The 23,260-nt window shown below is 56.3% G+C and carries 21 protein-coding genes; 10 read left to right on the top strand and 11 right to left on the bottom strand.

Features of this window, described 5'->3' with window-relative positions; all coding sequences use genetic code 11:
• Positions 1–146 precede the first annotated feature (146 nt).
• Positions 147–650, bottom strand: a complete 504-nt coding sequence (locus ACW44H_RS18990; RefSeq protein ID WP_457506046.1) for a MarR family winged helix-turn-helix transcriptional regulator — start codon at positions 648–650, stop codon at positions 147–149.
• A gap of 143 nt (positions 651–793) precedes the next feature.
• Between ACW44H_RS18990 and ACW44H_RS18995 the strand changes: the two genes are divergently transcribed.
• Together ACW44H_RS18995 and ACW44H_RS19000 are read left to right on the top strand one after the other, a co-directional pair.
• Positions 794–2,602 (top strand): feruloyl-CoA synthase, encoded by a 1,809-nt coding sequence (locus tag ACW44H_RS18995; RefSeq protein WP_457506047.1) that lies wholly within the window; start codon positions 794–796, stop codon positions 2,600–2,602.
• A gap of 95 nt (positions 2,603–2,697) precedes the next feature.
• Complete coding sequence (locus ACW44H_RS19000; RefSeq protein ID WP_457506048.1) at positions 2,698–3,933, top strand: thiolase family protein; 1,236 nt, start codon at positions 2,698–2,700, stop codon at positions 3,931–3,933.
• A gap of 161 nt (positions 3,934–4,094) precedes the next feature.
• Here the strand turns inward: ACW44H_RS19000 and ACW44H_RS19005 are convergent, their stop codons facing one another.
• Together ACW44H_RS19005 and ACW44H_RS19010 are read right to left on the bottom strand one after the other, a co-directional pair.
• Positions 4,095–5,288, bottom strand: a complete 1,194-nt coding sequence (locus ACW44H_RS19005; RefSeq protein ID WP_457506049.1) for a DcaP family trimeric outer membrane transporter — start codon at positions 5,286–5,288, stop codon at positions 4,095–4,097.
• A 229-nt stretch (positions 5,289–5,517) separates the two neighbouring features.
• Positions 5,518–6,195: a GntR family transcriptional regulator gene (locus ACW44H_RS19010; RefSeq protein WP_457506050.1), complete on the bottom strand. Its 678-nt coding sequence runs from the start codon at positions 6,193–6,195 to the stop codon at positions 5,518–5,520.
• Between the two features lie 142 nt (positions 6,196–6,337).
• Here ACW44H_RS19010 and ACW44H_RS19015 point away from each other — a divergent pair, with 142 nt between their 5' ends.
• The 3 genes from ACW44H_RS19015 to ACW44H_RS19025 all read left to right on the top strand — a co-directional run bounded on the left by ACW44H_RS19015 (position 6,338) and on the right by ACW44H_RS19025 (position 9,489).
• The gene (locus ACW44H_RS19015; RefSeq protein ID WP_457506051.1) at positions 6,338–7,417 is read left to right on the top strand and encodes an aromatic ring-hydroxylating dioxygenase subunit alpha; all 1,080 of its coding nucleotides are present in this window, start codon (positions 6,338–6,340) and stop codon (positions 7,415–7,417) included.
• Positions 7,414–8,382, top strand: a complete 969-nt coding sequence (locus ACW44H_RS19020; RefSeq protein WP_457506052.1) for a PDR/VanB family oxidoreductase — start codon at positions 7,414–7,416, stop codon at positions 8,380–8,382. Before ACW44H_RS19015 ends, ACW44H_RS19020 begins: the two co-directional genes overlap by 4 nt.
• Before the next feature lie 84 nt (positions 8,383–8,466).
• The gene (locus ACW44H_RS19025) at positions 8,467–9,489 is read left to right on the top strand and encodes a TRAP transporter substrate-binding protein (protein WP_457506053.1); all 1,023 of its coding nucleotides are present in this window, start codon (positions 8,467–8,469) and stop codon (positions 9,487–9,489) included.
• Positions 9,490–9,579: 90 nt separating this feature from the next.
• On the opposite strand, the gene pcaG is transcribed toward ACW44H_RS19025, so the two are convergent.
• The 8 genes from pcaG to ACW44H_RS19065 form a co-directional block, all read right to left on the bottom strand.
• Positions 9,580–10,224: a protocatechuate 3,4-dioxygenase subunit alpha gene (gene pcaG / locus ACW44H_RS19030; protein ID WP_457506054.1), complete on the bottom strand. Its 645-nt coding sequence runs from the start codon at positions 10,222–10,224 to the stop codon at positions 9,580–9,582.
• Positions 10,225–10,239: 15 nt separating this feature from the next.
• Positions 10,240–10,980: a protocatechuate 3,4-dioxygenase subunit beta gene (pcaH, locus tag ACW44H_RS19035; RefSeq protein ID WP_457506055.1), complete on the bottom strand. Its 741-nt coding sequence runs from the start codon at positions 10,978–10,980 to the stop codon at positions 10,240–10,242.
• A gap of 32 nt (positions 10,981–11,012) precedes the next feature.
• Entirely contained in the window at positions 11,013–12,194 is a 1,182-nt protein-coding gene (locus ACW44H_RS19040; protein ID WP_457506056.1) for an alpha/beta fold hydrolase, read from the bottom strand.
• 11 nt (positions 12,195–12,205) lie between these two features.
• Positions 12,206–13,423, bottom strand: coding sequence for a 3-oxoadipyl-CoA thiolase (gene pcaF, locus ACW44H_RS19045; RefSeq protein WP_457506057.1), 1,218 nt, complete (start codon positions 13,421–13,423; stop codon positions 12,206–12,208).
• Positions 13,424–13,434: 11 nt separating this feature from the next.
• The gene (locus tag ACW44H_RS19050) at positions 13,435–14,208 is read right to left on the bottom strand and encodes a CoA-transferase subunit beta (RefSeq protein ID WP_457506058.1); all 774 of its coding nucleotides are present in this window, start codon (positions 14,206–14,208) and stop codon (positions 13,435–13,437) included.
• Positions 14,208–15,041 carry a CoA transferase subunit A gene (locus ACW44H_RS19055; RefSeq protein WP_113270122.1) on the bottom strand — a complete coding sequence of 278 codons (834 nt, stop codon included), beginning with the start codon at positions 15,039–15,041 and terminating at the stop codon, positions 14,208–14,210. Before ACW44H_RS19055 ends, ACW44H_RS19050 begins: the two co-directional genes overlap by 1 nt.
• Positions 15,042–15,227: 186 nt before the next feature.
• Positions 15,228–16,556: a class-II fumarase/aspartase family protein gene (locus ACW44H_RS19060; RefSeq protein WP_457506059.1), complete on the bottom strand. Its 1,329-nt coding sequence runs from the start codon at positions 16,554–16,556 to the stop codon at positions 15,228–15,230.
• 144 nt (positions 16,557–16,700) lie between these two features.
• Entirely contained in the window at positions 16,701–17,378 is a 678-nt protein-coding gene (locus ACW44H_RS19065) for a TetR/AcrR family transcriptional regulator (protein ID WP_457506060.1), read from the bottom strand.
• 167 nt (positions 17,379–17,545) lie between these two features.
• Here ACW44H_RS19065 and ACW44H_RS19070 point away from each other — a divergent pair, with 167 nt between their 5' ends.
• The 5 genes from ACW44H_RS19070 (at position 17,546) to ACW44H_RS19090 (ending at position 23,240) form a co-directional block, all read left to right on the top strand.
• Entirely contained in the window at positions 17,546–18,592 is a 1,047-nt protein-coding gene (locus ACW44H_RS19070) for a DctP family TRAP transporter solute-binding subunit (RefSeq protein WP_457506061.1), read from the top strand.
• A 98-nt stretch (positions 18,593–18,690) separates the two neighbouring features.
• A complete protein-coding gene (locus ACW44H_RS19075) occupies positions 18,691–19,188 on the top strand; it encodes a TRAP transporter small permease (protein ID WP_298965345.1) in 498 nt (165 codons plus the stop codon).
• Entirely contained in the window at positions 19,185–20,450 is a 1,266-nt protein-coding gene (locus ACW44H_RS19080) for a TRAP transporter large permease (RefSeq protein WP_457506062.1), read from the top strand. Before ACW44H_RS19075 ends, ACW44H_RS19080 begins: the two co-directional genes overlap by 4 nt.
• Positions 20,451–20,478: 28 nt before the next feature.
• A complete protein-coding gene (locus tag ACW44H_RS19085) occupies positions 20,479–22,365 on the top strand; it encodes a bifunctional sugar phosphate isomerase/epimerase/4-hydroxyphenylpyruvate dioxygenase family protein (RefSeq protein ID WP_457506063.1) in 1,887 nt (628 codons plus the stop codon).
• Positions 22,362–23,240, top strand: a complete 879-nt coding sequence (locus ACW44H_RS19090; RefSeq protein ID WP_457506064.1) for a shikimate dehydrogenase family protein — start codon at positions 22,362–22,364, stop codon at positions 23,238–23,240. The genes ACW44H_RS19085 and ACW44H_RS19090 overlap by 4 nt, the downstream gene beginning before the upstream one ends.
• Positions 23,241–23,260 lie beyond the last annotated feature (20 nt).

A 23,260-nucleotide genomic window follows, 5' to 3' on the forward strand; every position in this document is an offset into this window, starting at 1 on the left:
TCTCTTGTTTTTGGAATTCGCTGTATGGCTGAAACCAACCTTGCGCTATACATCGCGAGACCGTCACAACCAAACTAGTTACTTAATATAAGTAATTCTCTTTGAGAAAGCATGCAAGCGTTGCCGACAAAAATACGCCTAAAGTTTTATTCCTCGCTGGTTTCTGCTGCGTATATTTTCACTAATAGAGATAGCAGCTGGCGCCGCTCAATCTCACTAAGTGTTTGTGTTGCATTGATATCGCTCTGCTCAGCCAGCTGTTTTAGCTGTTCGGTTAAGGCTTCACCTTTTTTGCTAAGAAAAATCCCATGGGAGCGCTTATCTCGCTTACATCGCACCCGCAAAGCCAGCCCTCTTTCCTCTAGATTATTAATTAGGCTAACGATTCTAGGCGGATCAATGTCCAATATTTTAGCTAAATTGGTTTGAGTAATACCCGGATAGCCCTCAATCACCACGAGCGAAGAGAACTGGGCAGGGCGTATCTCATGCTCCTGCATGGCCTCATTAAAATGTTTAAAAACAGCCAGCTGTGCTCTTCGCAAGGCGTAACCAAGGCGATTTTCAAGCACCAGACCGGCGACAGAAGTCGGCTCTTTTTCATCGGGCTCCACTTGCTGAACAGACGTGCTCTTTTTAGATATGGCCATGCGTTAATTCCTGTCTCATTTAAATAATTACAACTATGGTCTTAAATCAGCATCCTAGCCAATCATCTAGTTAACAACTATAACTATATTCTCCAAGATGACAGCACACAACAAATCCAAGATTTTTTGCTATGGAGCTATTCATGTCCCTCCCCCCTCCGCTGACTGACACCTTACAAGAGTTCCGACTAAACGGAGGCGATGTCCCCTCTTATCCACACAGCATTACCCAGCGCCTTGCCCATTGGGCAAACAAAAAACCCCTGAATACCTTTTTGGCCGAGCGCGAAAAGGGCCAGCACAGGTGGCGAACGCTAACCTTTGGTGAAGCAATGCCACAAGTGATCCGCCTGGCACAAGCACTGATTGATCATGGTCTGTCGACAGAGCGACCGCTGATGGTGCTGTCGGGAAATAGCATCGAACATGCTCTGCTTGCCTGTGCCGCCATGCATGTGGGTATTCCTTATGTGCCGGTGTCGCCCTCTTACGCCCTGCTATCAGAAGATTTCGTTAAGCTGCGGCATGTGGTGGAACTGGTGACCCCGGGGATGCTATTTGTCGATGAGGAGGCACGCTTTAAACGGGCACTGACGGCCGTTTGCGATGATGGCGTCACCTGTGTAGCCAAGGTGCCAACTCTGCGAGCCCTGACCTTTGATTCCCTCGCCGGGACGCCAGCGACTGTCGCGGTGGAGAGTGCCCACGCCCGCGTAACGCCTGACACTATCGCCAAACTACTGTTTACCTCAGGGTCGACGGGCATGCCCAAAGCGGTGATCAATACCCACCGTATGCTGTGTAGCAATCAAGCCATGCTAGCGAGACGACTGAGCTTTCTAGAGCAGCACACCCCGGTGTTAGTCGACTGGCTGCCCTGGCACCACACATTCGGCGGCAATACGATTTTGGGGATGGCAATACACAACGGAGGGTCGCTATATATTGACGATGGAAACCCCACCGCGCAGGGGGTTCAGCGAACCATCGAGAACTTGCGCGAAGTTTCGCCCACGTTTTACTGCAATGTCCCCAAGGGGTTCGAAGCGCTGGTCGAGCACCTGCGCACCGATGACTCCCTGCGCGAGGCCTTTTTCCGCGATCTGAAAATGCTGCACTTCGGAGGCGCCGTGCTACCCGCCCATGTGCGCACCGCTCTCGAAGCGTTAGGTAAGCAGACGTGCGGAGCCGCCGTTCCCATGTTGACGGGGCTTGGATCCACCGAAGCATGCCTAGCTTTTTGCACCGAAGAGCCCAGCGACATACCGGGCTTGATCGGAAAGCCCGTGCCAGGCATGAAGCTGAAGCTAGTGGCGACGGACGATAAGTGGGAGGCGCGCCTTAAGGGCCTCAACATCACACCAGGTTACTGGCGCGATACACAGCGAACCAGTGAGGCGTTTGACCACGAAGGTTACTACTGTACCGGGGATGCTATGCGCCTAATTGACCCCGACCGCCCCGAGCGTGGGTTAATCTTTGACGGCCGACTAAGCGAGAACTTCAAACTGGTGACCGGCACCTGGGTCAATGTGGGCACCCTGCGCCTACACCTTGTGGAACACTTCGCCCCGCTGGTACAGGACATCGTGGTGGTCGGCGAAGGGCGCGACTACCTGACGGGCATCGTCGTGTTGAACCTTCCCGCCTGTGAGCAGCAACTTGGCAAAGTGGGTCCCCCTCTCGACGCTCTGTCCACAGACGCCAACCTGCATCAGTGGTTCGCCCAGCGCCTGGCAACCCACTGCCGCGGCCAATCAAGCTCCATGCGGCTAGAGCGCCTGCTACTGCTCAACCAACCGCTCTCCGTTGACCGTGGCGAATTGACCGACAAAGGCTCGGTGAACCAACGGCTTGTGCGCGAACGCTACTCGGATCTCGTGGCATGCCTATACGCTGAGCCACCCCAGGATCCACGCACCATCCTCCCCTCGACTAACTCAGTGTCTTAATAGCGGGACTTTTTTAACATCAATACGGCAGCCATCACCACTAGAGCGCATGGGCAGCCCTATGCCGCTCGCTACGCTATTTGAGGAGAATAACTATGACACGCGGGCACTACATGGCATTTGAGGACACCCATTTAGTTGCCGCTGTACGCACACCGTTCACCGACCTGAACGGTGCGCTGGGTGCGATCTCGCCCACTGACCTGGGCATCAAGGTCGCCAAGGAAGTGCTCAACGTGAGCGGTGTGGCACCGGCAGACGTTGATTCAGTGATCGCTGGTTCTGTGGCCCAAGCGAGTTTCGATGCCTATTTACTCCCTCGTCATATTGGGCTGTACGCCGGCGTACCCCAGCAGGTGCCTGCGCTGCACGCGCAGCGCGTCTGCGGCACCGGCTTTGAACTGTTAAAGCAAGCAGCAGAACAGATTGCGCTAGGACAAGCCAAATGCGTGCTGTGCGTCGGCACGGAATCCATGTCCCGCAATCCGATTGCAGCCTACACGCATCGCGGCGGATTCGGGCTTGGCGCACCGGTGGCCTTCAAAGACTTCCTGTGGGAGGCGCTAATGGATCCGGCACCCAATGTATCGATGATTCAGACCGCCGAAACCTTAGCACAGCGCTACGGCATCACTCGCGAGCAGGTAGATGCCTACGCCGAGCGCAGCTTCTCCCTAGCGGTAGGAGCCCAAGCACACGGTGTCCTCTCTGCGGATATCATTGCGATTGAAAACGAAACCTTCGCCCTCGCCGGCTATAGCGATAGGCGCATTCAGCTACCGCGTAAAATCATCCGCATAGACCAAGATACCCATATTCGGCCTTCGCCTCGGCAGGTGTTGAGTCAATTATCGCCGGTATACGATGGGGGCCTCCAAACGGCAGGCAACAGCGCCGCCGTTGTCGACGGCGCTGCAGCGGCGCTGGTAATGGCAGGTTCGCACGCGGCCAGATCATCTCTTGCGCGCCTATGCGCCACGGCTGTGGTTGGCGTAGCGCCCGAGATCATGGGTATCGGGCCTGCCCCCGCCATTCGGCTGCTGCTGGAGAGTAGCGGCCTCACGCTCGATGATATCGACCGAATAGAAATCAATGAGGCTCAAGGGGCGCAGGTGCTCGCCGTCGCCCGCGAGTTGGATCTCGACCTAACTAAGCTCAACGTTCATGGCGGCGCTATCGCCATCGGTCACCCATTGGCCGCAACGGGCTTGCGGCTAGCAATGTCTTTGGCCCGACAACTCAAGCGTGATGGCCTGCGCTATGGCATAGCAGCAGCTTGCATTGGCGGCGGTCAAGGCATGGCCATTCTGCTTGAGCACTCAGCCGAATAAACCGCTCGTTCACGCCTTCAATCTACACTCTTCTGTGCACGTTTGAGGAAGTACTCTCTTCCATACGTGACCAAAAAAAGGCTGGCAAAGCGCCAGCCTAAAACGTGATCGAAACAACGCTAAAGCACTTACACAGTCACCTCACTCCAAAGCGCAGATCGTTAGAACTGGAAGGTGGCACTCGCTTGAAGGCGACTCGCATCATTGGAGACCCCATTCACCTGCTCAATATCCGCATGCTGGTACTCAAGACCTATCGCCATGCGCTCGGTAACATCCCAAATCACATTGGCAAACCCATAGTCGAGCGTTTCGAAATGTTCGCCATAGCCTGCGGGTAGGTCTTGCTCAAGGCGTGAAACGCCCACAGAGCTGAACCAGCTATCCGTCCAATGGTGATTAAGTGAGAGACCAAATGCCTGGGTTTCAATAGCTTCAAGATTATTACCCGTCACATAGACGTCAGGTGCGTTACGGTGACCTACGTTGCCAGGATTACCCATGTAGTTACCGATACCCTCACCGTATGTGGCACTGCCTCGCAAGCTGGTTGAGGCATTAAATGGCAAATTAAACTGCGCCTGCACCCCGTAACCAGTGACCTCGTCATCAATGGTATTGGTGATGTTATTAGTCGAAAGTTGACGCGCTATCCCCGATAGCGCAAATAAACGCTTATATTCGTAGCGTAGCGTCAAATCTGGAAGCTGACTCTCCCCATCGGCTACTGAAGCATCATCGCGAGCAATAACCGTCGTGGGGTTTTCCAATGCAACCGAGAAGCTACCTTCGCCAACAGGCTGCGTGTAGCGCAACTGGGCCTGCCGCTCGAAGGCATAGCCCTTGGGATCCCCTAGTGCCAGGGTGCGTGTTCCGCCCACGAAGCTCATAAAATTTGACCACGTTTGCCCGGCGAGAAAACCGTTCAGCTCGCCATACGCATGGCGTAGCCCGAACTTACCGTCAGGAACAAAATGCCCTTCGAAATAAGTGGTTAAACGCCCATAGTCAGTGGCTGTGTGGGTACGGAAATTCAGGCGGGACTCATAGGCCGTAAAGCTAGTTCGACCATCGGTTCTATTGCCTGGGTTCATAACGGCGTAAGGATCAGTTGATGTTCCAAGGTCATAGTCGAAATCGTAAAACGCATCGAGCTTAACGTATCCGCCAAAGGCAATATCTGTTTTGGTGCCTGGAATGTTAATCGTTGATCGATGATTCCATGGTGGGCCTACACGGCTTGGCTCACCGGTAACGACAGGTTGTCCGGCTTCTACAACATCAAACGCATGGGCCTGGGCAGCAAGCGCACAAGGAGCGAGAAGGGCGCATGCAACAAAGTGGTTAATTTTCATTGTTTGTCTCTGCTTTTGGTCGTAGTGGTTAGTTGTAGTTGTAGTTGTAGTTGTTCTCAATGCGAACTCTGATCCGCACTACGTACCAAAGCTGCAAAAAAAACCTCCATCTGTCAATTACAATGGAGGCCATGCATCTTTTGAATTTAGTAACTCTTTGAATAAAAATGATTTTATATAATTAATACTTTGGTTTAATTACACTCTATAACTAAATTATCAGGTGTTTTTATTCAGAATCGGCCAGCAGCTCAGGGTACCGCAGCCCAATCAGCGCATGCTCACGCATCAGCATTTCGGCCCTGGCCCCCTCCCCCCTCTTAAGTGACTGAAATATAAGCTCATGATGAAACTGAGCTAACTGCAATTTTTTAAATTCACGCTCTAAGTCATCGTCATCAATAATGATTGAATCGGCGGCAGCAAAGGGAAGGTGATTATTTCTTGCAATGGCATCTGCTACAACGCCGCTGCCGATAGAGTCAATGATAATACTGTGAAAATGTGCATTAAGTTCACTCCATTGATTAATATCTGATTCCAAAAGGTATCCTTTGGCGATTAGCATCTTTCCTTTTTGGATCCAAAAATTCAATTTCTTATCGACCTCGGGTGGTAGGCCTTGCTCAGCCAGCCGCCGAGCGGCCAGCCCTTCCAATACCCCGCGAACCTCAACCGCACAGTGCACATCTACCTGGGTAAATTCCCGCACCATGAACCCGCGCTTGCCCGCCTGCTGTAGCAACCCCTCCTGCTCCAACGTGCGAAAAGCAAGCCTTACAGGTGTTCTCGAAACACCCAGCTGCTCCGCAACTGCGACTTCACCAAGGCGCTCCCCAGGTGAATAAGCCTCCTCACTGATTAATTTACGCAGCCGACTGACGACACTTTTATCGTTGCTACTCATTTATTTTTTCTCTCATATCAACACTGTGTTGCTCTTCATTGGCGAGCTCTACGAAAGTATAGGTTGACTGCAAAAACCTTCCCAGTCTTTACTTTGGATCCAATAAGCATAATTACAACACTAAACCAAAAAGGAGTTTACCGTGACTCAACAAGCCCCCTTTCCTTTAAATACTTGGTACGTCGCCTGCACCCCAGAAGAGCTTACAGAGAAACCGCTTGGGCGAACTATTTGCAATAAGCAACTAGTTTTCTTCCGTGGTGACGAAAACCGCGTGGCCGCAGTCGAGGATTTTTGCCCTCACCGTGGCGCCCCGCTTTCCCTGGGATTTGTGCGTGATGGCAAGCTGGTTTGCGGCTACCATGGCCTTGAAATGAACTGCAGCGGCAAATGCGACAGCATGCCCGGCCAGCGGGTTCGAGGCTTTCCAAGCAATCGTGCCTACCCCGTTGAAGAACGCCACGGCTTTATCTGGATCTGGCCCGGCGATCCCGAGAAAGCTGACGCCGATTTAATCCCCGAGCTGCAATGGGCCAACAACCCGGACTGGGCGTATGGCGGCGGTCTCTACCATATTCAGTGTGAATATCGGCTGATGATCGACAACCTTATGGATCTTACCCATGAGACCTATGTTCACGCCTCCAGCATCGGCCAGCCGGAGATAGAGGAAGCCGCACCGGAAACGACGGTTAATGGCAGCGAAGTAATCACCAGCCGCGAGATGGAGAATATACCCGCGCCGCCTTTCTGGCAGGCCGCTCTAAGGGGTAACGGGCTCGCTGATGACGTGCCCGTCGACCGCTGGCAAATTTGCCGCTTTACCCCCCCCAGCCATGTCTTAATCGAAGTCGGCGTCGCCCACGCAGGCAATGGTGGAGCAAACGCACCGGCAGATGTCAGAGCCTCAAGTATAGTAGTCGACTTTATCACTCCTGAGAGCGACACCTCTATCTGGTACTTCTGGGGCATGGCCCGCAACTTCAAGCCAGAAGATCAGGCGCTCACCGACAAGATCCGCGAGGGCCAGGGCAAGATCTTCGAAGAAGATCTTGAGATGCTCGAGGCACAGCAGCGCAACCTACTTCGCTACCCCGACCGCCAACTGCTGAAGCTCAATATCGACGGCGGCGGCGTTCAGGCGCGCCGTATCATTGACCGCATTCTGACAGAAGAGCTGGCAGAGGAGCAGGCAACACAAGCGAAGGAGACGCCAGCATGAGCCACCCTGCTCTATCGCTCGTCGTTGAAGTCAAAGCGCGCCATGAGGAGGCACTTGGCATCGCCACCTTTGAGCTTGCTGATCCTCATGGCCGTCCGCTTCCCCCCTTTAGCGCCGGCGCCCACATTGATGTGCAGGTGAAAGAGGGGGTAATCCGGCAATACTCGCTGTGCAACCACTCTGAAGAGCGGGATCGCTATTTGATCGGCGTGTTGCGTGATGAGGCCTCCAGAGGAGGCTCCATCGCCATGCACGATGAAATTAAAGTGGGCAACCTGCTACTCATCAGCGCCCCCAAAAATCACTTCCCGCTTAAACCAGCAAAGCGCACTTACCTGCTGGCAGGCGGGATTGGCATCACTCCGCTGCTGTGTATGGCGGAGCGATTAGCGCGCACCGATGCGGATTTCGAGCTGCACTACTGTGCGCGCTCCGCCGAGCGCATGGCTTTTCGAGAACGTATCAACACATCAAGCTTTGCCGATAGAGCTCACTTTTACCTGGACGACGACAACGCCTCCCCAACCCTCGACCTGGAAAAACTGCTTAGTGAGCCGGAGGCTGATGCACAGGTCTACGTCTGCGGCCCTAGCGGATTTATTAACGCCGTCCTATCGACAGGCAAACAGTGTGGCTGGCCAGCCGACCAACTGCACACCGAGTACTTTGCAGGCGCGGAAACAGCCAGCGAAGACGACGGCAGTTTCGAGGTGCGCATCGCCAGCAGCGGCGCCGCCTTTACCGTGCCTGCCGACAAAACGGTTTACCAAGTGCTGGCTGAAAATGGTATCGACATCATGGTGTCCTGCGAGCAGGGAGTATGCGGCACCTGCCTAACCCGTGTGCTCGAAGGCGAACCCGACCACCGGGATTTATACCTGGATGACGATGAGCACGCGGCCAACGACCAGTTCACACCCTGCTGCTCCAGAGCCAAGAGCAAAACCCTTGTATTGGATCTTTAAATAATCATAAAAGCAGCCACAAGAACAACCACAAACGCAATTACAAAAACGTACCCCCGTTGACTAGCTATCAGGATAACGACAATGAAAAGATTACCCACCCACCTAGCCAAAGCGACCCTGTTTGGCGTGTTTGCCGTTTCATTCGTGGCCCCTGCCGTGGAAGCCAGTACCACGCTTCGGGTGGCGCACGTTTGGCCGGGTGGCTCTATGATAGACCGTGAGCTGTTTCAGACCTGGGCTGAAAGCGTCGAAGAGGCGTCAGATGGACAGCTGACAGTAGAAGTTTTCCCCAGCCAGACACTAGCGAAATCGGCTCAAACCTACGAAAGCGCTGTCAGCGGTATCGCCGATATTGGCGCCTCTGCCCAAGGTTATACAGCGGGCCGCTTTCCACTCACACAAGTCGTCGAGCTGCCGGGGGTGTCAGCAAGTGCCCGCCAAGGGGCCTGCATTCTCCAGTCGCTTTACGATCAAGGGCATTTTGAGCAGGAGTACGCCGATACACGCCCGCTGTTCTTGTTTACCACCGGCCCAGGTTACCTACATACCAAGAATCAGCTGATTGAAACCCCGGCTGATCTTGAGGGGCTTCGCCTACGCCGCCCTACGCCCGTGGTGGGTGATATGTTCGAACGCCTAGGCGCCCAAGCGGTGGGCATGCCAGCGCCGGATGTGTTTACCTCCATGCAGCGTGGTGTCGTCGACGGCCTCAGCTTCAACTGGGAAGGCATGAAGACCTTCCGGCTAAACGAACTGGCGCAGCACCATACTGAAGTCCCCCTGTATGACCTTTCGCTGTTCGCTACCATGAGCCAGCGCAGCTACGACAGTTTGCCAGCCGATTTGCAGCAGGTGATTGATGACCACAGCGGCTTAGAGTGGTCGCTTCGCGCGGCGGAGGTTTACGACGAGATGATACGCCAAGGGCGTGAAGAAGCCGTCGAGGCCGGGCATGAGATTGTCGTCATTGAAGACGCGCTGGAAGACCCTGAATGGGGCCCGGTGCTGCAGCAAACCATTGATGACTACTTGGAGGACATTGGCGGCTCTGCCAACGACATCTACAAAGCCGCGATGGATTTACAACAAAGCTGCGTGGCTTAGTTTAGGAAATAGAAGTAACTATCGCTATCGACATACTATAAAGGCAGCCAATTGGCTGCCTTTATAGCTGTATTAAAAACTCTGCCTAGATCAAAAATCAAAAAATACCGTCTCACCCTCGCCCTGCAGGCGAATATCCAAGCGATAACGCACCTGACCATCCACCTCTTCACGCTTGGCGATCAGCGTTTGGCGGCGTGCCGGTGATTCGATACGTGTGAGCACCGGGCACTGGGCGTTCGCTTCCGCTTCATCATCGAAGTAGAGCCGCGTTTGTAAGTGGATATTCACCCCACGGGCAAACAGCGTCAGGTTGATATGCGGCGCCATTGGTTGGCCACTGGGGTGCTTCACCGCGCCAGGCTTGATGGTCGTCAGCGACCACTCGCTGCCGTGATCAAACGTCGTCGCGGTGCGTCCGAAGCTATTGAACGGCTTGTTGAGATCGTAATCGGCCTGATAGTCACCGTTGGCATCGGCCTGCCATGCTTCTAGAAAGGCATCGCGTACTAAGTCGCCGTTGCCATCGATGACCGTTCCGACCACTTCGATAGGTTCACCCTCGGCGTCGGGCTTGGCCATCTCGTTCCAGATCTCTTCATCGCGCACCGGGTTGCCTGCCGCGGCAAGCGCCAGACCAATGTGCACGTAGGGGCCAGCAGTTTGCGAGGCGGTTTCACGCAGCATTAGCTCACTGGTCGGCTGGCTGTTGGGCTGAATAGAAGGCTGTTTCATGATGTCCCCTCGCCCTTATTGGTTTTCAAAGTAGGTTTGCAGCTCGCCGCGTACCACGATGTCAAACCGATAGGCCAAGCAGTCCATCGGTTTGCTGTTGGCCATATCCAACCGGCCGATCATGGTTTCAACGGCTTCAGGGTCTTTCAGCGTATGCACGATCGGGCATAGCGGAATCAGCGGGTCACCTTCAAAGTACATTTGGGTGATTAACCGGGAGGAGATGGAGGGCCCAGTCACTGAAACGTGGATATGCGCGGGCCGCCAGCTGTTCATGTCATTCGGCCACGGGTAAGGGCCGGGCTTGATCGTACGGAAACGATAAACACCTTGGTCATCGGTCAGGCAGCGCCCCACACCACCAAAGTTAGGATCTAGCGGCGCCAGATAGCTATCATTTTTGTGGCGGTAGCGGCCACCAGCATTCGCTTGCCACATCTCTACCAGCGTGTGCGGCACGGGCTTACCGAACTGGTCGACGACGCGGCCGAACATAATGATCCGTTCGCCCTGGGGCAGACCTTGAGAATGTCCCTGACTCGGATCTTGGCGGAAATTCATTAGCAGGTCGTTGTCGTGGGGCCCCATGCGCAGGTGGCTAAAATCCGGGCCGGTCAATTCAGAGACAGTCGGCTGCTGCATGCTCACCAGCGCTTGCTGGGGCGAGCGCGCTACCGAGGTTTTATAGCCCGGCGCAAAGGCAGGCGGATGCCAGTTGCGATCACGGGCTACAAAGCGTTTGTTATCGTGGGTCATCACCCTTACCTCTCATCCATTATTTTGACTTGCTACTCACCCCAACCCAACTCTTTGGCAAGGGCAAAGGCGTGATTGGCCGCCGGAACGCCACCGTAAATAGCAACGTGCATCAGCACCTGGCGCAACTCGACTTCAGTAAGGCCAATACGCTTGGCGGTTTTTAAGTGCAGCGTTAGCTCTTCACGGCCAAGCGCGGCGAGAATACCGGTGGTGATCATGCTGCGCTCACGCCGAGTTAAGTCGTCATTGCTCCACAGCTCACCCCAGGCCAGGCGGGTAATCATCTGCTGGAAGGGTGCATCCAGACTGTTGGCGTTGGCGGTCGAGCGCGCCACGTGATCCTCGCCCAGTACCTGCTTGCGGGTCTCAAGACCAGTGGCATATGCCACGCCGTGGTTAGCCACATCGCCCAGGTCCGTTGCCAGCACGGCGAGGAGCTTTTGCGCGAACAGCGCCGGGGCTTCTACCGCAGGCACGTGGCCGATGCCGTCAAAAATCTCCAGCGGTGCATCATCGATTTCCGCTGCCAGAGATTCCAGCGTGGCAGGCGGCGTGGCCATATCTTCACTGCCGCCGAACAGCTGCACCCTGACCTTATGAGGGACACTCTTACCGGAAAGTTTGCCGGTAAAGGTATCGCGGCCAAGCATTTCACACAGCTGAGCGTAGGACTCATCATCGCCACGGCCCATTTGCACGCACCATCCCGCTTTTAGCGCCGGGCTTGCCTCAAAGGCCTTGGGGGCAAACCAGCGCGGTACGATCTCTTCAGCCATGGCCGCCAAACCTTCCTGACGCACGCGGCCTGCGCGAGTGTTCCAGAGATCCGGGGTGCCGATCACCGCGCCGGTATTGGTCAGCGTGGCAGAGAGCAAGCGTTCGCTATGCGCGGCAATCAACTGCTGGCCGACGACACCGCCAATGGAGGTACCGGCGAAGTGAAAGCGCTCAGCACCCGCCCGTTCCACTAATGCCAAGACCTCTGCTGCCAGATCAGCAGGAGTGATGCGCTCGCCGCCCACCGCTTGACTGGCACCGTGGCCGGGAAGATCCCAAGTCAGTACGCGATAGCGGGGAAGCAGTGCGGGAATCACGTCGTCCCATACCGCCTGAGTCATGCCCAGCGGGTGCGCCAGCACGATAAGTGGATTCACTACCGAGCCGAGCAGCCGGTAAGCCACGCTGCGACCGCTGATGGAATGAAAAGCCATGCTTGCCTCCGTTAAACGCGTTCGATCAGCGTGGCGATACCTTGCCCGACGCCGATACACATGGTGCACAGTGCATAGCGGCCCTGCTTGATCTCAAGCTCATGCATGGCGCTGGTAATGATGCGTGCACCCGACATGCCCAGCGGATGGCCGAGTGCGATAGCACCGCCATTGGGATTGACCCGCGAATCGTTGTCGTCGATACCCAGCTCGCGCAGGCAGGCCAGTGACTGGGCCGCGAAGGCTTCATTAAGTTCGATATGGTCAAGCTGATCGAGGCTCATGCCCAAGCGCTTTAAAAGCTTCTGGGTGGCCGGTACCGGGCCGATACCCATGATGCGTGGCTCCACCCCAGCGGTGGCCATGCCGTGAATGCGCGCCATGGGTGTCAGGTTATAGCGTTTCACCGCCGCTTCGCTGGCGACAATCACTGCAGCTGCACCATCATTGACGCCGGAGGCGTTACCGGCAGTGACTGACCCCATCACGCTGGAGCCGGCGGCTCGAAACGGGGTCGGCAGGCTGGCAAGTTTTTCTAGTGTTGTTTCGCGGGGATGCTCGTCGGTATCGAAGATCAGCGGCGCTTGCTTGCGCCGCGGGATCTCGATCGGGACGATTTCCCGCGCCAGGCGACCGTTGTCCTGAGCGCGCTTGGTTTTGAGCTGCGAATCAAAAGCGAACTGGTCCTGGTCCTCGCGAGAGATCTTGAACTGCTCGGCAACGTTCTCGGCGGTCTCCGGCATCGAATCGACCCCGTACTGCTTTTTGAGCAGCGGGTTGATAAAGCGCCAGCCAATGGTGGTGTCTTCCATGGTCTGGGTGCGCGAAAAGGCCGTGTCGGCCTTGCCTAGCACGTAGGGCGCGCGCGACATTGACTCGACGCCGCCAGCTATCATCAACTCGGCCTCACCAGCACGCACAGCGCGTGCTGCCGTACCAATGGCGTCCATGCTCGAACCGCACAGCCGGTTGATGGTGGTGCCGGGAACACTCGTCGGCAGACCCGCAAGCAGTAACGCCATACGTGCCACGTTGCGGTTGTCCTCGCCCGCCTGGTTGGCGCAGCCCATAATGACATCGTCGATGCCCGCCGGATCGAGACCGGGGGCGCGAGCCAGCAGCGCTTCGAAAATACGCGCGGCGAGATCGTCAGGACGCATGCTCGACAGCGACCCGCCAAATTTGCCGACGGCCGAACGTACTGGATGGCATAGATAAACATCGTTCATTGCATGACTCCTTATTCGCCGGCGTGGGCACGTTCAGTACGTGCTTTGAGCTCACGCAAGATGGTTAGCTCTTTCTCGCTGGGCTCAGGGGTACTTTCAAGCTGCTCAGCAAAGCGCACTTCCCAGCCGGTCGCTTCAATCACATCTTCGCGACTCACGCCGGGGTGCAGCGATACCACTAACAGCTCTTTGGTCTCCGAGTCGGGCTTCATCACGCACAGGTCGGTAATCACTCGGGTAGGGCCTTTGCCGATATTGGGCACGTTATCGCGCCCTTTGCCGTCGCGGCCAAAGCCCAGCGTGGTGACAAAGTCGACATCTTTCACAAAGGCGCGCTTCGAGTGCTTCAGGGTGATAAACACTTCACCGGCGTTGGTGGCGATTTCCGGCGCACCGCCGCCGCCCGGCAGGCGCACCTTGGGCGCTTTGTAATCGCCGATCAGCGTGGTGTTCAGGTTAGCAAAACGGTCGATTTGTGCCGTGCCCAGAAAGCCCACATCCACCTTGCCACCCTGCAGCCAGTAGCGGAACATTTCCGGCACTGCCACGGTGGTCAGAGCGGATTCGCACAGTTCACCATCACCGATGGAGAGCGGCAGAATATCGGGCTTGGTTTGCAGCGTGCCGGACTCGTAGATCAGCACCACGTCAGGGGCGTGAGTAAGCCGCGCCAGGTTGGCAGCTTCAGAGGGTAAACCAATGCCCACAAAGCAGGTCATGCCATTTTCCAGCGCCCGCGCGGCGGTCACCGACATCATTTCAGAAGAGGTGTATTCCAGACTCATCAGGCTTGGCCTCCTGCAGAATGGTGAGCAGTACTGTAAACGTTGTCATCAAGCCACTGGGTGAAGGTATCGCGGTCTCGAGCGATGGCATCCCACTCTTTGTAGAAGCGGTTGCTGCGGCCGTAGTAGCCGTGGGTGTAGGATGGCAGTGCGCCTTTCTCGGCGACCGAAATAGCGCTGATAGCCCAGCTGGGAATGACACAGGCATTCGGGTGCGCCTTCAGGTCATCGACGATCTCTTCTACCGTCACGATGCTGTGCTTGGCGGCCAGCACTGCTTCTTTCTGTACGCCAACAATGCCCTCGACCAACACATTGCCCTGGCGATCCGCTCGCTGAGCGTGGATGATCGAGACGTCTGGGCGCACCGACGGTACAGCTGCCAGGCGCTCGCCAGTAAACGGGCACTCGATGAATTTGATTTGGTCGTTGACGCTGGGCAGTTCGCTGCCGATGTAACCACGAAATACCGCCATCGGTAATCCCGCAGCGCCTGCCTCAAAGGCGCAGGCCATGGCGGCATGGCTATGCTCAAGAATCTCGATCTTGCACGGCCAGCCTTTCTCGACCGCATCACGCAGGCGGTGAAGCGATCCTACGCCTGGGTTGCCGCCCCAAGAGAAGATCACCTTTTTAGCGCAGCCCGCGCCAATCATCTGATCGTAAATGATGTCAGGGGTCATACGGATCAGGGTGAGGTCGCGCTTTTTCTGACGGATTACTTCGTGACCCGCCGCAAACGGAATCAGGTGGGTAAAGCCTTCCATGGCAACGGTGGCGCCGTCTTGAACGTAGCGCGCTACCGCGTCATGCAAGCTGAGAAACTCGGCCATGATGGGTGCCTCTTAGCTGATCGTGACTAACTTATTGGTATTTGTTCGTTAAACGAACATAGATTCTCTATACGAACAAGTTACTGCTGAACGCTAACCCGGTCAAACCCTCACGCGCTAATTTAGCGCCTAGCCAGCCCTTCCCTATTACTAATGCATAAAATAAAAGCCATTCTTTTCAGCTTCTTAGTTATTTTCTAGCCACTTTTTAGTGCGGATAACCTGGGCTGAGCTGCTACCAAGGTATAACGCAGGATCGCAGGCTTTACGCAGTGCATCGGCATCAACGATGCCTTTTATTTCGGGTTGGTCAGCGAGCACGTCGGCATAAGCGCGCACTTGTAGGCGAGCGGTTTCCGCTGCTTCTGCGCTAACGGCTTTGGCTCTGTCCGCCCCTAGCGTAGGCGCCAGTAATCGCGCTACCGGCTCGGCCATAATACCGCCCCCGGTGGCTGCCAGATTTCGCCACATGTTCGCAGGGTTCACCTCAAGGCCCTCGAGCAGCACCGCCACCTGCTCTAGTGCACCCTCGACCAGCAGAGCACTCTCCATCAACGGCGCCCACTCCGCGTGCCACTCGCCCAGCCCACGTTCAAGAGGCTGGGCGGCTGCGTTGATCAGCACGCTGGTGTGGCCATGCACTTGTTTCGCCGCAGCGCGGATCAGTGCGCTGCGAACGGGGTTACGCTTATGGGGCATGGAGGAGGACTCCCCCATCCCGGGTGCCGAGGGTTCTGCCACTTCGCCGACTTCGGTTTGCGTGAGCAGCGATACATCCAGCGCAATTTTTTCAGCCGCGCCCGCCACTGCATCTAACGCGCTACCAAGTGCATGGATCGGGTAACGGTCGGTATGCCAGGGCAATACTGGAGCGGCCAAGCCTAACCGCTCGGCCAGCGCGTCCATCCATTCAAGCCCCGAGGTGTCCCAACCTGAGTGCACGCCCACCGCACCGCCGAACTGAACGGGGAGCTCAATGTGGCTTAACCGGCGGCGGCTCTGCTCCAGGCCGATCGCCCAGTGGGCCACCTTGACGCCAAAGGTGATCGGCAGCGCCTGCTGCATTAGCGTACGCCCCACCATGGGCGTGTCGATGTGAGCTTCCATTAACGTCGTCGCCGCCGAGCGACAGCGCAGCAGCAATGCATCCAGCGCGGCCAAACGTGGTTTAAGTAACAGCATTAGCGCTGAGTCGACCACATCCTGGCTCGTCGCGCCTTGATGCCAGTAGCGCTTGAGCTCATCGGCGAGCAGCGCCCTGCCCTGCTTTACGAAAGGGATAGCCACGTTGCCGCCGCTGGCAATGCCCTCGGCAATATCGGCAACATTAAAGTTGGCGCTTTCCAGTTGACTGCGCATTTGCTGGCTAACGCCGTTAGGAACCGCACCGCTCGTTTCCTGGACCTCGGCTAGGGCTAACTCAAAAGCCAACATGGCATGCACCATGGCGCTATCGTCGCACGCGTCTACTGCGTGCTGGCTCATAAACGGGTGCTTTAAAAATCCAGCGGGCATGGGCAGCAGGCCTCCTTGATAACGTTGTCCAGGGCAAAATTGTACATATGTTCGTCATTCGAACTATACGCTAAATAGACAGGCGCTAACTTGCAAACACCAGCTTGCCAGAAAAGGTAGGCACGCGATGGCTTGTGTTCCGGTTTAAGACAGCTTCTCGTCGGCGCGCACGTAGCGCAACACCATGTCGGTAACATGTTCTTCTAACTTTTGCTGGTTTTCCGGTGCGGCCTGATGCCAATCAAAAATACGCGAAAACGTGTGCTGGTTTGAGACATTAAAGAAGGACAACGCGCTAATCAGCCAGTGCAACTCCCGTGGGTCTAAACCCTCACGAAAACAGCCAGCCTCGACACCTCGCGCATACACATTGGTAAGCACATCGATTACCCCGGCATTGAGCGATTGAATTAACGCTGACTGCGCTATAAACCGGCCATGATGAATATTTTCGATCATGACCAGACGAATAAAATCGGGATTTTTGGCGTGATGACAGAAGGTAAAGCGCACCAGTTTGCTAAGCGCCTCGAGCGGGGCCAGGTGATCAAGATCCAGTTCGGCCTCTTGAAGACGCACTTTCTGATAAGCCGCCTCCAGGGTATGTAAATAGAGTGTCTCTTTATCATTGAAATAGTAATAAATCATCCGCTTGGAGGCGCGGGTTTTCTCGGCGATCTCATCAATTCTTGCCCCAGAGAGGCCCTTTTCTGAGAACTCACGAGTAGCCACTGCGAGAATATCGGCGCGCACGGATTCGGGGTCATTCTTGCGCCGACGCCGCGTGGCAGGAGGACTGGCCTTGGTCGAAGGGGCTGTCATAGAGCTTGCCTTTTATTGTCGTGGTCATCTTTTGTCTAGTATGCCACAGCTTGACTGAACGTACCATTTCGTACATTGTTGCTCGGGAAAGGGTTAAAAGGCGACGCACGCCACTGCTAGAGGTCTTTTCAACCCCCTGACAACGGCCCAATAAGAGGACAATAACAATGTCTTTACGCCCACTGTTTGTATTAAAACCTGCCTCCGTAAAACGTGCCTTGACGGCGGCTATCGCTGCCGCCGCGCTAGCATCTGCCGCCACCGCTTCCGCACAAACACTACGCTTTGCCCACGTTGATCCTGATGATTGGACCACGTCGAAAAAAGGCGCGGCGGGCCAGGTATTCAAAAACCTTGTCGAGGCTGAAACTGACCTAACCGTGGAACTCTACCCTGCCGGCTCCCTCGGTGGTGAAACCGAGCTAATCGAAGGCGCCCAGGATGGCACGATTAGCATCGCCATGGTTTCCGGCGCCTACGCCAATTTCTGCCCAGCGGTGGCGGTGACGGATATCCCTTACACTTTCCCGTCGGCGCCAGTGGCATGGCAAGTATTGGACGGCGAATTTGGCGCCGCGCTTGCGGAGCACTGCTTACAGCAAACCGGCCTGCGTACATTAGCCTACGGCGAGACTGGCTTTCGCCACTTCACCAACTCCGTGCGCCCCATCAACTCGCCCGAAGATATGGAAGGCCTGAAATTCCGCGTACAAACCATTCCGCTCTACCTGGAAATGGTCAGCGCGCTGGGTGGTGAGCCCCAGGGCATCGCTTGGGGTGAAGTACCGACAGCACTTGCCACTGGCGTCGTTGATGGCCAAGAGAACCCTATCTCGGTGATCTACGGCAATAACTTCTACGAGTTCCAGGACTATCTCACGCTTGATCGCCACGTTTATGGCGTGGATCACATCCTGGTCAACGATGAGATATTCCAGTCGCTCTCTGAAGAAGAGCAAGCCGCTGTAAAACGTGCCGCTGTGGTCGCTGGCACCACCGGACGTGCCATCCAGCAGTTCAACTCTGCGCAGGGGATCACCAAGCTGCAAGAAGAAGGCATGGAAGTGACCCAGCCCACCGCTGAACAGATGGAAGCTTTCCGCGAAGCAGCGCAGCCACCGGTTCAGGCATATCTGCGTGACGAGCTTGGCGATGACGCCGAATGGATTGATCGCCTCTCATCGGCTGTCGAAGAAGCCTCCGCGAACTTTTAATCCCGCCTGCTCAAACGCTTGCGAGTGAACCATTGATGGTTCACTCGCAATCCTACGTGGCAACCCTGCGTGCCTGACTATTGATTGAAGGTGCTCTTATGTCTGCTCTTCTCACCCGGCTACATCGTGGTCTGATCTTGTTCAATGGCAGCTTGGCAGGGCTTGCCATGATGCTGATATTTCTGCTGGTCGCGGGCAATGCCTTTGCCCGCTACACCTATGGCGGTTCCATTAGCTGGGGAGAAGACACCGCCATCTACCTGATGATTTACGGCCTGATGTTCGGTATGTCCTGGGCATATTTACAAGACAAGCACATCGGCTTTGACCTTATTCGACGCTTGCTGCCGCCTCGCTGGGTGCGCTGGCAAGCCGTGCTCGTCGACCTGATCGTCTTCGTGGTGGGGATTGGTCTGATGGTGTCGGCGGTTGAGTTTATCGCCTCTCGCGGCGGGCGCACCTCGTCGAGTACCGGCATGCCTATGTGGCTGTTTCAGACGTCTATGCTGGTAGGCGGCGGCTTGCTCAGTCTCTCTGCCTTGGTAATGGGCGCGCTGCGTTGGAACGAGCAGCTTGGTGAGGAGGCTTCGCCATGATTTTTATACTGCTGTTAGCACTCGTATTACTCGGTGTGCCATTTGCCTTTGCCATCCTCGGTTCGCTGACGGTGCTCATGAGTACCGGCGATTTGCCCTACCATATTCGCATTGTGTCGCAGCAGTTTTTCGGTGGCATGGAGTCTTTCCCGCTGTTGGCGATTCCGCTGTTTATTCTGGCTGGTGAGCTGATGAACGAAGCGGGCATCACCCACCGTATTATTAATCTAGCCAGCGCCATTGTCGGCCGACTTAAAGCTGGCTTGGCACACGTTAATATCTGGGCGTCGGTCATTTTTGCCGGGCTTTCAGGGTCGGCGATAGCGGATACCTCGGCGCTAGGTCGAGTATTTATCCCCTCAATGGAAAAAGAGGGTTATCCGCGTGATTTTGCCGCCGCGCTGACGGCCGCATCCTCGGTGATTGGCCCCATTATTCCCCCTAGCATTCCGGTGATTATCTATGCGCTCACGGTGTCTGGCGTGTCGGTACCCGGGCTCTTTTTGGCCGGTATTGTGCCGGGTTTTCTGCTGGCGCTAGGGCTTTCGATTTACGTTTACTTTTTTGCTGGCGACATGGTCACCTCAAAGACCAAGCAGCAGTCACGCCGCCACGCGCTTCTGCACGGCTTACTACCCGCACTGATGCCCGTTTTTGTCGTTGGGGCGATTCTCGCCGGTATTGTGACACCCACCGAGGCGGCGGCTTTTGCCGTGGTCTATGCGTTAATTTTGGGCGTCGTGCTCTACCGCAACATCAAGCTGGTCAACCTGCCGGGTATCTTCGCTCGTGCCATGCGCGATAGTGCAGTGATCATGGTCATCATGGGGGCCGTTGCCGCCGCCAACTGGGTGCTAACGTTCGAACGTGTGCCCAATATGCTGACTGATTGGGCGCTGATGAGTATCGATACCCAGTGGACCTTCCTGATTGCCGTCATTCTTCTATTACTGGTGGTAGGCCTGTTCTTGGAGGGCATCGCGGCCATTTTGGTACTCGTGCCCATTCTTCACCCCATTGCGATGGCGCTGGGTATCGACCCATTGCACTTCGGCATCGTGGTGATTTTCAACCTGATGATGGGGCTGATTACGCCACCCATGGGGCTGTGCCTATTTGTTGCAGAGTCCGTCTCCGGGGTGGGAATGGGACCGATTATTCGCCGCATTCTACCCATGCTGGGCGTACAGTTCTTGATCCTACTGCTGATTACCTTTGTGCCTGAGCTGGTCACCTTCCTGCCACGCCTGGCGGGCTACTGATTCAACGCACTATAAGGAGCATGACGCCATGTACTCATCTATTGCCACGGTTTGCCTAAGCGGCTCGCTGGAAGAAAAAGTAGACGCCATTGCCGACGCTGGCTTCGAAGGCCTTGAGCTGTTTGAGAACGACCTCACCGCGTTCACCGGCACGCCCCGCGAGGCAGGCGAGCTGATTCGCTCCCGGGGGCTTAAACTGGTCACTCTCCAGCCCTTTCGTGACTTCGAAGGGCTGCAAGGGCGCGCCCGGGAGCGAGCGTTTGACCGCGCCGAGCACAAGTTCGACCTCATGGAAGAGCTGGGTACGGATCTGCTGATGGCGTGCAGTACCGTTCATCCCGACTCATTACCAGGCTTAAGCCGCGCCGCCGATGACTATTATGAGCTCGGCGAGCGTGCCGCGCGGCGTAATTTGCGCGTGGCTTATGAGGCGCTGGCCTGGGGGCGGCATATTCACGACTACCGCGACAGCTGGGAGGTAGTCCGACGTGCCGCGCATCCCAATGTCGGCTTAGTACTAGATACCTTCCATATCTTTTCCCGCCAAACGGAGCTGGGCACCATTGGGCGTATTCCGGGGGATCGCATCTTTCTGGTACAGACCGCCGATGCGCCGCGTCTTTCCATGGATCACCTATCGTGGAGCCGCCACTACCGCTGCTTCCCCGGCCAGGGCGAGCTGCAGATGGATAGCTTTATGGCCATGCTGGAAGAGACCCGCTACGACGGCCCGCTTTCCCACGAGATTTTTAACGACGTCTTTCGCATGGGTCATAGTGACCAGACCGCCCGCGACGGGCTGCGCTCGTACCATTTGCTGCGCAGTATGCAGAGTGGCAGCGGGATTCCCGCGCCGCAACCGATCGAGTCGGTCGCCTTTCTGGAGATCGCCGTTGAGCCCGCGGATTTGGAATCGCTGCGGGCGCTACTCGGCGCGCTGGGCATGGCCTGCGTGGGTCGCCACCATACGCTGAATGCCGAGCGCTGGGCTGCCGGTGACGTTAATCTGGTGCTCAACACCGAATCGAGCTTTACCGGCCGTGTGCCGGGGCGCGATGCCACCGCGGTCACCGCCATCGGCCTGCGGGTAGGTAACGCTTATGAAGCATTCAAGCGCGCCGATAAGCTCGGATACGATATCGTCGAACCCGAAGAAGTCGGTGCTAGCCACCGCATGAGCGCGCTACGCAATGTGGATGGCAGCCTCTCCTATATCATTGATGACTCGCAACTCAGCCGCACTTGGGACCGTGAGTTCCCTGTCGATGTTCAGCCCGTTCCGCAGGGGGCGCTGGTGGATATCGACCACATTAGCGTGGCGCTCTCCTACCATGATTATCTCTCATTGATGCTGCAGTACCGCGCTATTTTCCAGCTGGAGCCCACGCCCTCGTTCGATGTCACCGACCCCCGCGGCTTGATCCAGAGCCAAGTGCTACAAAATCATAACGGCCGTTTTCGCTTGGCGCTTAATGCCAGCGCCTCGCCGGATACTGCCAGCAACCGGTTTGTGCGCCAGTACGGTGGCTCGGGGATTCATCATGTCGCCCTGCGCACCAGCGCTATGCGTGAGACCAGCGCAGCGCTGCAACAGGCAGGGATACCGGTACTGCCGATTCCCGGCAACTATTACCGCGACCTGGCCGCACGTTTTGACCTTCCAGCACAAACACATGCGTGGATGCAGGATCACCATATCCTCTTTGATCAAGACAGTGGCGGTGACTTCCATCAGCTGTATACACAGCCCGGCAGCAAAGCGTTTTTCTTCGAGCTGGTGCAGCGTGACGGCTACCAAGGGCTCGGTGCACCAAATGCCTTTGTGCGTGTCACCGCGCAGCAGCGCCTGGAAGCTACCATTGACGGCCTTACGCAAGACGCGCCGAACCATGACGCAGGGGAGAAACAAGCATGATCAAACTGGGACTGGTCGGCGAGGGCATCGCCAAATCGCAATCTCCCGACCTGCATGAGCGCTTAGGGGCATCGTTAGGCGTACCGGTGCGCTACGATTTAGTCGACAGCCTGGGGGTCGCGGATTTTGATTTTCCCAACGCCATTCAAAGGCTGCGTGAGGAGGGCTACCGCGGCACCAATGTCACCTTCCCTTTTAAAGAGCAGGCCGCACAGTTGGCCGATATCCGCGGTGAAGGGGTGAAGCGCGTTGGCACCGCCAATACCTTACTGTTCGATGCGGCGGGTTTGCGCGCTGAAAATACGGATTACACCGGTTTTATCAGCGCCTACCGCCACTCGTTCGGTGATCAGCCAGCGGGGAATGTCTTATTGATCGGCGCTGGGGGCGTGGGTCGGGCGGTAGCATGTGCACTAGGGGAGCTCTCGGCCAGCTGTGTCCATATTCTTGAGCGCGATGAGCGTCGCGCGCAAAGCCTTAGCCATGACCTCAACAGCATGGGCATCACCGCACAATGCATCACCCCTGAGCAGGCACAGCGCGAACTATCCCAGTGGCACGGCGTGGTCAACTGCTCGCCGATCGGCCACATCAATCACCCCGGTTGCCCGATCGATACTGCTGGGCTAGGCGCCCAGCACTGGGTGTTTGATGCCGTCTACATTCCCGCCCACACCGAACTTTTGAAGGCCGCCCAGCAAGCCGGCGCTAAAACGCTCTCGGGCGTTGATCTGTTCGTGTTTCAAGGTGTGGATGCGTTTCGCTTTTTCACCCATGACCGCATCGCTACTGAGCAAATCGACCCTCATGTGATACCGCTGCGTACTCACTATATTGAACAGCTTGTCTCGCCAAGCGCGCAAAGTAAGCCATGATGCCTTTGTAAAATAGCGTA

It is taken from the genome of Vreelandella sulfidaeris Esulfide1 (assembly GCF_054072535.1).

Excerpts from the sequence above, each read along its gene's own strand:
- ACW44H_RS18990 (WP_457506046.1), bottom strand. The coding sequence starts at position 650 with ATGGCCATATCTAAAAAGAGCACGTCTGTTCAGCAAGTGGAGCCCGAT.
- ACW44H_RS18995 (WP_457506047.1), top strand. The coding sequence starts at position 794 with ATGTCCCTCCCCCCTCCGCTGACTGACACCTTACAAGAGTTCCGACTA.
- ACW44H_RS19000 (WP_457506048.1), top strand. The coding sequence starts at position 2,698 with ATGACACGCGGGCACTACATGGCATTTGAGGACACCCATTTAGTTGCC.
- ACW44H_RS19005 (WP_457506049.1), bottom strand. The coding sequence starts at position 5,288 with ATGAAAATTAACCACTTTGTTGCATGCGCCCTTCTCGCTCCTTGTGCG.
- ACW44H_RS19010 (WP_457506050.1), bottom strand. The coding sequence starts at position 6,195 with ATGAGTAGCAACGATAAAAGTGTCGTCAGTCGGCTGCGTAAATTAATC.
- ACW44H_RS19020 (WP_457506052.1), top strand. The coding sequence starts at position 7,414 with ATGAGCCACCCTGCTCTATCGCTCGTCGTTGAAGTCAAAGCGCGCCAT.
- ACW44H_RS19025 (WP_457506053.1), top strand. The coding sequence starts at position 8,467 with ATGAAAAGATTACCCACCCACCTAGCCAAAGCGACCCTGTTTGGCGTG.
- pcaG (WP_457506054.1), bottom strand. The coding sequence starts at position 10,224 with ATGAAACAGCCTTCTATTCAGCCCAACAGCCAGCCGACCAGTGAGCTA.
- pcaH (WP_457506055.1), bottom strand. The coding sequence starts at position 10,980 with ATGACCCACGATAACAAACGCTTTGTAGCCCGTGATCGCAACTGGCAT.
- ACW44H_RS19040 (WP_457506056.1), bottom strand. The coding sequence starts at position 12,194 with ATGGCTTTTCATTCCATCAGCGGTCGCAGCGTGGCTTACCGGCTGCTC.
- pcaF (WP_457506057.1), bottom strand. The coding sequence starts at position 13,423 with ATGAACGATGTTTATCTATGCCATCCAGTACGTTCGGCCGTCGGCAAA.
- ACW44H_RS19050 (WP_457506058.1), bottom strand. The coding sequence starts at position 14,208 with ATGAGTCTGGAATACACCTCTTCTGAAATGATGTCGGTGACCGCCGCG.
- ACW44H_RS19055 (WP_113270122.1), bottom strand. The coding sequence starts at position 15,041 with ATGGCCGAGTTTCTCAGCTTGCATGACGCGGTAGCGCGCTACGTTCAA.
- ACW44H_RS19060 (WP_457506059.1), bottom strand. The coding sequence starts at position 16,556 with ATGCCCGCTGGATTTTTAAAGCACCCGTTTATGAGCCAGCACGCAGTA.
- ACW44H_RS19065 (WP_457506060.1), bottom strand. The coding sequence starts at position 17,378 with ATGACAGCCCCTTCGACCAAGGCCAGTCCTCCTGCCACGCGGCGTCGG.
- ACW44H_RS19070 (WP_457506061.1), top strand. The coding sequence starts at position 17,546 with ATGTCTTTACGCCCACTGTTTGTATTAAAACCTGCCTCCGTAAAACGT.
- ACW44H_RS19075 (WP_298965345.1), top strand. The coding sequence starts at position 18,691 with ATGTCTGCTCTTCTCACCCGGCTACATCGTGGTCTGATCTTGTTCAAT.
- ACW44H_RS19080 (WP_457506062.1), top strand. The coding sequence starts at position 19,185 with ATGATTTTTATACTGCTGTTAGCACTCGTATTACTCGGTGTGCCATTT.
- ACW44H_RS19085 (WP_457506063.1), top strand. The coding sequence starts at position 20,479 with ATGTACTCATCTATTGCCACGGTTTGCCTAAGCGGCTCGCTGGAAGAA.
- ACW44H_RS19090 (WP_457506064.1), top strand. The coding sequence starts at position 22,362 with ATGATCAAACTGGGACTGGTCGGCGAGGGCATCGCCAAATCGCAATCT.